Raw genomic sequence first — 6,125 nt, 5'->3', positions numbered from 1 at the left:
CCCAATTCCCTTGGTCACCCCGGTGTGAACCATGCACCCCGGGCGGGCCATCCCCGTATCGGTGCACACCGTGCGTAGCGAGCTTTCCCGGAATCTCCTTGTGTCCTGGCGTTAACACGGGTGTCGTAGCATCGCATTAGCACCGCGACCACTCCTGAGAGTTGCACCCGGGATGAGGTGAATGCATCGTGACGGCACCGGGGTATGAGTTCAGCGTCTGGGAGCGCTACGCCACCGAGTTCACACTGGCTTTCGGTGACAATCCGTCGCGCATCCGGGCGGTGCGGGTGGCCTACTTCGAGCACGAGTTCGATGTGGACTTGATTGCGCAGCTCAGCGGTTTTCCTGTTTGGAGAATCCGACAGGCGTTGTCCCAGGGACTTCCACAGGCGAGCTGAAGAATCGTCGACCAGAGTCCCAGAACTGCTCGCCCATCTACCATCCCCTTGCGGGCACTGCGCGGTGAGGGGACGTCAGCGTGCGACGGTTCGGCCCGGGCGCGATGTCTCCCCTTTCACGTCTGAGTGGCCATCGGTCTGATCGGGCCATGAGCAGGATCAGTTTCGCGCGTCGCCCCCGCCCTCTGGTTCCGCGCTGCGGGCGTCATCGTCGTGGCAGGCTTCTTCGCGTCGTTGGTTACCGGTGTCTGCTGCCCCGGCGCCCCCGCCAGCGGAACATCGACGTGCGGAACGTTCGAGCGCTTGACCGCCGGGATCGACAGATCACGTGGCTCTGGCTCGCACGGACGGTCATCGTAGGCGCCATCGCGGCGCTCGAGGTGGGCGTCTTCGGTCGAGTCACCCTTGGCCGACTTCCTTGCGGGCATGGCACTGTTCGGGAGCTCGAGCGGACGCAGGGAGGTCATGAAATTGCCTTTCGCGGATAGCGGAGGCGATGAACGCTGCGTTCACCTATGGTTGGGGTCGTGGTCGCATTGCGCCCATACGATGTGCGGCGAACCCGAAAGGTGATCACCGGCTACATGAACTCGCCCCTCAACGAGCCGCCGCTCGGCGGAACCATCGACCACATCCTCTCGATCCTGCCGTCGCTCGTACCGAGCGCGCAGCGCGTCGCCCGCATCTGCGCCGAGCGACCCCACGACGTGGTCGACATGTCGGGCGCCGACCTCGCCGAAGCCGCCAACACGTCGCCGGCCACCGTCAGCCGCACCGCCCAGGCGCTGGGGCTGCGCAGCTTTCAGCACCTGCGCATGCTGCTCGTGCGTGACCTCGCCGCCGACGCCACCGCCGCGCCCGACGCACCCGCCGGCACCGAGGGCTTTCTGCGGTGGCTGGCCGAGGGGCGGGTGGGATGCTGCAGACCGCGCTCGCCTCGATCGACCCGGTCGCGTTCGACGCCGCTGCCGACGCCATCGCCCGCGCGCCGCGCCTGCTGATCTCGGGCACCGGCGCCTCGCACGCCGCCGCCCAGGCGTCGGCCGTCGCGTTCGCCGTCAACGGCCGGCCCTGCGAAGCGCCCGCTGACGGCGTGGTCGCCCACCTCACCGCCCGCGTGCTCGCCCCCGGTGATGTGTGCCTCATCGTCAGCTCGAGTGGCGCCAACTCGGTGACCCTCGCGGTTGCGGACGCCGCCGTCGACGCCGGCGCCACCGTGATCGGGGTCACGAGCTTCGCCCGTACCCCGCTCACCACCCGCGCCGACCACCTGCTCGTCGCCGGTGCGCGCTTCCAGGCGTGGGATCAAGGCATTCTCGGCAGCGGGCTCGTACAGCTGCTCGTGCTCAACGCCCTGCAGATCGCCGTCGCCGACCGCATGAGCGACGCCGCCGACCGCGCGCGCCTCGCGGTGCGCGAAGAGGTGCTCGACATCGTCGCCGACGACGGCTCCGACGCCGAGGCATCCGACGTGCCAGACGTTATCGACCACGGCGATGGGCGTTGACACTCCGTTTGCAGGAAATTCACTTTCCTCGATTGCAATAGCTCTGCAAGCGGATTTCGCGGGAAGGCCCCGGTTCGTCAGGTCGCTTGCAGAAGGCGACTCATGGGAACGATCCAGCTCTCTGGTGTCGGTCGCTCCTTCAAGAGCACCGCCGCCGTCAGTGATATCGACCTGATCATCGAAGACGCCGCCGCGCAGATCACCGAGTCCACCGGTGCCCCCTCGATGAGCGCGTCGTGCGTGATCACCGGCGGCAGCTGGTGCATGCAGGGCCTCTTCCTCTCGAACGGCGCCCAGGTGCTGAGCGATGACCGCACGACGATCGAGTTCGGCTCGGACGCCGCGATCGATACGGTCGCGACCTTCACCGAGATGTACGAGGACGGCGTGCTCACCAACGAGGACTTCACCAGCCAGTACGAGGCGTTCGCGCAGGGGAAGACCGCGATCCACGTCAACAGCTCGGCCCTGCAGGGCGCGTTCATGATGGGCGCCGAGGCCGGTGGCTGGACCCTCGACGCTCACACCCTGCCCGCGTTCGGAGACCAGGCGGTCGTGCCCACCAACTCGGGCTCGTTCCTCGCGATGTTCGCCACCGACCCCGCCAAGCAGGCCGCCGCGTGGGAGCTCATGCAGTTCATGACCAGCCCCCGCGCCTACGAGATCATCTCGACCCAGATCGGGTACCTACCGCTGCGCAGCAGCATGGCCGACGAGGGCGGACCGCTCTATGACTGGGTCGAAGCCAACCCGCTCGTGAAGCCCAACCTCGAGCAGCTCGACGCGCTCGAGCCGTGGGTGTCGTACCCCGGCGACAGCTACGCCCAGGTCGACCAGGTGCTCGCCACCGCCATCGAAGACGCGGTCTTCTACGGCGCCGACCCGGCCGCCACTATGACCGAGGCCGCCGAGCGCGCGCAGGGGCTGATCGAATGACCATCGACCTCGACCTGACGCCTTCGGCGACGGATGCCGCGGCCGCTTCGTCGCCGGATGCCGCGACCGCGGCGCCTCGTGAGCGTCGCCACGCCGTGGCCGGCCTCTACAACCTGCGCGACACCGGCGGCTACCGTGCAGCCGGCGGCACCAGCCGGTGGGGCAAGCTGCTGCGGTCAGATGCTCTGCACCGCATCGACGCGACCGGTCGCGACCGGCTGGCCGAGATCGGCGTCGCCCACATCATCGACCTGCGCGGCGGCGACGAGCGCGCCACAGCGCCGAGCGCGGTCGACGGGCTCGAGGTCACCGTGCACCACCTGCCCGTGTTCGACGACGCCGACCCGGCCGCGCAGGCCACCACGCACGTCGGACTCGTGCCCGTCTACGACCACATCGTCGACGAGCGCGGGGCGCAGCTGGTCGACGCGATCCGGGTGATCATCGCGGCTGACGACGACGACGCGGTGCTCGTGCACTGCACCGCCGGCAAAGACCGCACCGGTCTCGTCGTGGCCTTCGCGCTCGCCGCCGCCGGGGTCGACCGCGACGACGTCGTGGCCGACTACGCCGCCACCGCCGAGAACCTGCGCGGCGAGTGGTCAGACGCGATGACCGCCGTCTTCGAACAGCGCGGCATCGAACTGACCGCGGGAATGGTCGAACTCATCACCGAGAGCCCCGCCGAGGTGCTCGAGGCGCTGCTCGAGCGCATCGACCGCGAGCACGGGTCGATCAGCGCCTACCTCCTCGCCCACGGACTCACCCCCACCGAGCTCGAGCGTCTCACCGCCGTGATCATCGACCCCGCCGCCACCGCGGTCTGATCGGAAGGAACACACACCATGTCGCACATCGCGAGCCAGCATCCCGCTCCCGAGCACTTCATCCTGCATGTCTCTGACACCCACTTCGTGGGCGACGGCGACCTGCTGCACGAGCGCATCGACAGTGACAAGAACCTCGCAGAGCTGTTCGACGGCTTCACCAAGGCCAACGCCCGCCCCGAAGCGATCGTGTTCACCGGCGACCTCGCCGACACCGGCCGCCCCGACGCCTACGAGCGCCTGCGGGCCATCGTCGAGCCCGCCGCCGAGAAGCTCGGTGCCCAGGTGATCTGGGTGATGGGCAATCACGACGAGCGCGTCGCGTTCCGCCGCGGCCTGCTCGACGAGGAGGCCGACCAGTCCGAGCCCGTCGACCGCGTCTACGACGTCAACGGTCTGCGCATCATCGCGCTCGACTCGACGGTGCCCGGGCAGCACCACGGCGAGATCAGCGACGAGCAGTTGGCGTGGCTGCGCCGCGAGCTCGAAGTCCCCGCGCCCGACGGCACCCTCATCGCGCTGCACCACCCGCCCGTGCCGAGCCCGATCGGGCTCATCGCCCTGGTCGAGCTGCGCGACCAGGAGCGCCTCGCCGAGGTCATCCGGGGCACCGACGTGCGCGGCATCCTGGGCGGTCACCTGCACTACTCGACCACCAGCACGTTCGCGGGCGTGCCCGTGTCGGTCGCGTCGGCGACCTGCTACACGCAGGACCTCGCCGTCGCCTACCCCGGTGCCCGCGGCCAGGACGGCGGCCAGTCCTACAACCTCGTGCACGTCTACGGCGACCGGGTGCTGCACTCCGTCGTGCCGATCGGGCAGTTCCCGACCGTCTACGAGATGACTCCCGAGATGCTCGAGGCGTTCATGAACATGACCCCCGACGAGCAGCTCGCCGCCGTCAACGCGTCGGCGGGAGAGTAGTCAGCCCATGTTCGTCACCGTCTCCGCTCCCTCGGCCGCCGCTGCGCCGGCCGAGGGAGCGGGCGCGGCTCCGGCCGAGGCATCCGCGCCCGTCGTGCGCCGCTCGCGCTTTCGGCCCCAGAGCCTGCTGCCCTACCTGTATGTGCTGCCGGGCACCGCGTTCCTCATCCTCTGGACCTACAGTCCCCTCGCCCAGACGTTCGGCCTGTCGTTCTACGACTGGAACCTGCTGCCCACAAGCCCCAAGACGTTCGTCGGCGGGTCGAACTACGCCGAGGTGCTGGCGCTGCCCGAGCTGCACACCGCGCTGCTGAACACCGTCGTCTACATCGCCGCGTTCTTCGTCTTCTCGCTCGTGCTGCCGATCGCGATCGCCGTCATGTCACGGCAGGTGCGGGGGCGAATGCGCACCTTCTATCAGGCGCTGATCTTCGTGCCGTTCCTCATCACCCCCGTCGCCACCAGCGCCGTGTGGCGGTGGCTGTTCGCCGAGCAGGGGGCATTCGCCACCGTGCTCGCGCACTTCGGCGTCGACATGCCGAACGTCTTCCGCGACCCCGACCTCGCCATCTGGGCCGTCATCGTCATCGTCGGGTGGCAGATGCTGGGCTTCGGCGTGCTCGTGATCGCCGCCGGCTTCGCCGGCATCAGCCCCGAATACGGTCAAGCCGCCGCACTCGACGGTGCCGGCGCCGGCCGCATCTTCGGACGCATCACCTTGCCGCTGCTCTCACCGACCCTGGTCTTCCTGTCGCTCATGACGATCCTCCTCGCCGCGCAGTGGACCTACCCGATCATCGACCTGCTCACCCAGGGCGGGCCCACCAACTCAACCACGAACATCTACTACCTGCTGTACCAGTTCGGGTTCCAGAACTTCGACGTGGGCATCTCGTCGGCGGCCGGGGTGATCTTCTTCGTCGGGTTCGGCGTGATCGCACTCATCTTCCTCGAGCTGCAGGAGCGGCTCAGCTTCTACGACAACTAGGACCACCCATGTCATTCGTCACCGTCACCGGGCCGGCGCTCGCCGCCGACACCGTGCTGCACAAGGGCGCTCGCGTGCGGGCGGCTTCCGCTTCGGCGGAAGATGTCGCCGTGGCATCCCGCACCCGCCTCGGCACCATCGCCGGCCACGTCGTGCTGATCATGCTCGCGCTGTTCAGTGTCTTCCCCGTGTACTGGATGTTCGCCACCGCCTTCCGCGCCCCCGAGAACGCGCTCGACCAGACGCTGCTGCCCTGGCCGCTCAGCCTCGAGAACTTCGCCTACGTGTGGAACACCATCCCCATCGGCAACATGCTGTGGAACACCTTCGCGATGTCGATCATGCTCGCCGTGGCGCAGCTGCTCATCGCCGTGCTCGCCGCCTACGGGTTCGCCATGTGGGACTTCCGCGGGCGCAAGCTGCTCATGTTCCTCTTCATCGGGTCGTGGCTCGTGCCGTTCCAGGTCACGATGATCCCCAACTATGTGCTCGTGTCGCAGATGGGCCTGCTCGGCACCGTCGGGGGCGTCGTGATCCCCCAGCTC

General features: G+C 68.4%; 8 protein-coding genes and 1 pseudogene. 8 read left to right on the top strand and 1 reads right to left on the bottom strand.

What is annotated here, in order from left to right:
* Window positions 1-188 precede the first annotated feature (188 nt).
* Window positions 189-398: a hypothetical protein gene (locus tag Q1V87_RS13195; protein ID WP_045245741.1), complete on the top strand. Its 210-nt coding sequence runs from the start codon at window positions 189-191 to the stop codon at window positions 396-398.
* A gap of 116 nt (window positions 399-514) precedes the next feature.
* Here the strand turns inward: Q1V87_RS13195 and Q1V87_RS13190 are convergent, their stop codons facing one another.
* On the bottom strand, window positions 515-865 hold the full coding sequence (locus Q1V87_RS13190) for a hypothetical protein (protein ID WP_005052795.1): 351 nt from the start codon (window positions 863-865) through the stop codon (window positions 515-517).
* 117 nt (window positions 866-982) lie between these two features.
* On the opposite strand from Q1V87_RS13190, the gene Q1V87_RS13185 reads away from it, so the two are divergent.
* The 7 genes and pseudogenes from Q1V87_RS13185 to Q1V87_RS13155 form a co-directional block, all read left to right on the top strand.
* Entirely contained in the window at window positions 983-1,399 is a 417-nt protein-coding gene (locus Q1V87_RS13185) for a MurR/RpiR family transcriptional regulator (RefSeq protein WP_165801295.1), read from the top strand.
* Window positions 1,315-1,905 carry an SIS domain-containing protein gene (locus tag Q1V87_RS13180; RefSeq protein ID WP_005052796.1) on the top strand — a complete coding sequence of 197 codons (591 nt, stop codon included), beginning with the start codon at window positions 1,315-1,317 and terminating at the stop codon, window positions 1,903-1,905. Before Q1V87_RS13185 ends, Q1V87_RS13180 begins: the two co-directional genes overlap by 85 nt.
* 102 nt (window positions 1,906-2,007) lie before the next feature.
* Window positions 2,008-2,841: an extracellular solute-binding protein gene (locus Q1V87_RS13175; protein ID WP_005052797.1), complete on the top strand. Its 834-nt coding sequence runs from the start codon at window positions 2,008-2,010 to the stop codon at window positions 2,839-2,841.
* On the top strand, window positions 2,838-3,668 hold the full coding sequence (locus tag Q1V87_RS13170; RefSeq protein WP_005052798.1) for a tyrosine-protein phosphatase: 831 nt from the start codon (window positions 2,838-2,840) through the stop codon (window positions 3,666-3,668). Before Q1V87_RS13175 ends, Q1V87_RS13170 begins: the two co-directional genes overlap by 4 nt.
* Before the next feature lie 18 nt (window positions 3,669-3,686).
* A complete protein-coding gene (locus tag Q1V87_RS13165) occupies window positions 3,687-4,592 on the top strand; it encodes a phosphodiesterase (RefSeq protein WP_005052799.1) in 906 nt (301 codons plus the stop codon).
* Window positions 4,593-4,599: 7 nt separating this feature from the next.
* On the top strand, window positions 4,600-5,580 hold the full coding sequence (locus Q1V87_RS13160; protein WP_062637302.1) for a carbohydrate ABC transporter permease: 981 nt from the start codon (window positions 4,600-4,602) through the stop codon (window positions 5,578-5,580).
* Between the two features lie 8 nt (window positions 5,581-5,588).
* A pseudogene (locus Q1V87_RS13155) lies at window positions 5,589-6,125 on the top strand (carbohydrate ABC transporter permease); the annotation flags it as partial.

Source organism: Microbacterium sp., from assembly GCF_030149085.1.
Lineage (GTDB): Bacteria > Actinomycetota > Actinomycetes > Actinomycetales > Microbacteriaceae > Microbacterium.
The sequence above is the reverse complement of the archived record's forward strand: the minus strand, read 5'-3'. Positions and strand labels throughout refer to the sequence as shown.

Bases quoted from the DNA above. Each gene is read 5' to 3' on its own strand.
- Q1V87_RS13190 (WP_005052795.1), bottom strand. From the start codon at position 865: ATGACCTCCCTGCGTCCGCTCGAGCTCCCGAACAGTGCCATGCCCGCA.
- Q1V87_RS13185 (WP_165801295.1), top strand. From the start codon at position 983: ATGAACTCGCCCCTCAACGAGCCGCCGCTCGGCGGAACCATCGACCAC.
- Q1V87_RS13180 (WP_005052796.1), top strand. From the start codon at position 1,315: ATGCTGCAGACCGCGCTCGCCTCGATCGACCCGGTCGCGTTCGACGCC.
- Q1V87_RS13175 (WP_005052797.1), top strand. From the start codon at position 2,008: ATGGGAACGATCCAGCTCTCTGGTGTCGGTCGCTCCTTCAAGAGCACC.
- Q1V87_RS13170 (WP_005052798.1), top strand. From the start codon at position 2,838: ATGACCATCGACCTCGACCTGACGCCTTCGGCGACGGATGCCGCGGCC.
- Q1V87_RS13165 (WP_005052799.1), top strand. From the start codon at position 3,687: ATGTCGCACATCGCGAGCCAGCATCCCGCTCCCGAGCACTTCATCCTG.
- Q1V87_RS13160 (WP_062637302.1), top strand. From the start codon at position 4,600: ATGTTCGTCACCGTCTCCGCTCCCTCGGCCGCCGCTGCGCCGGCCGAG.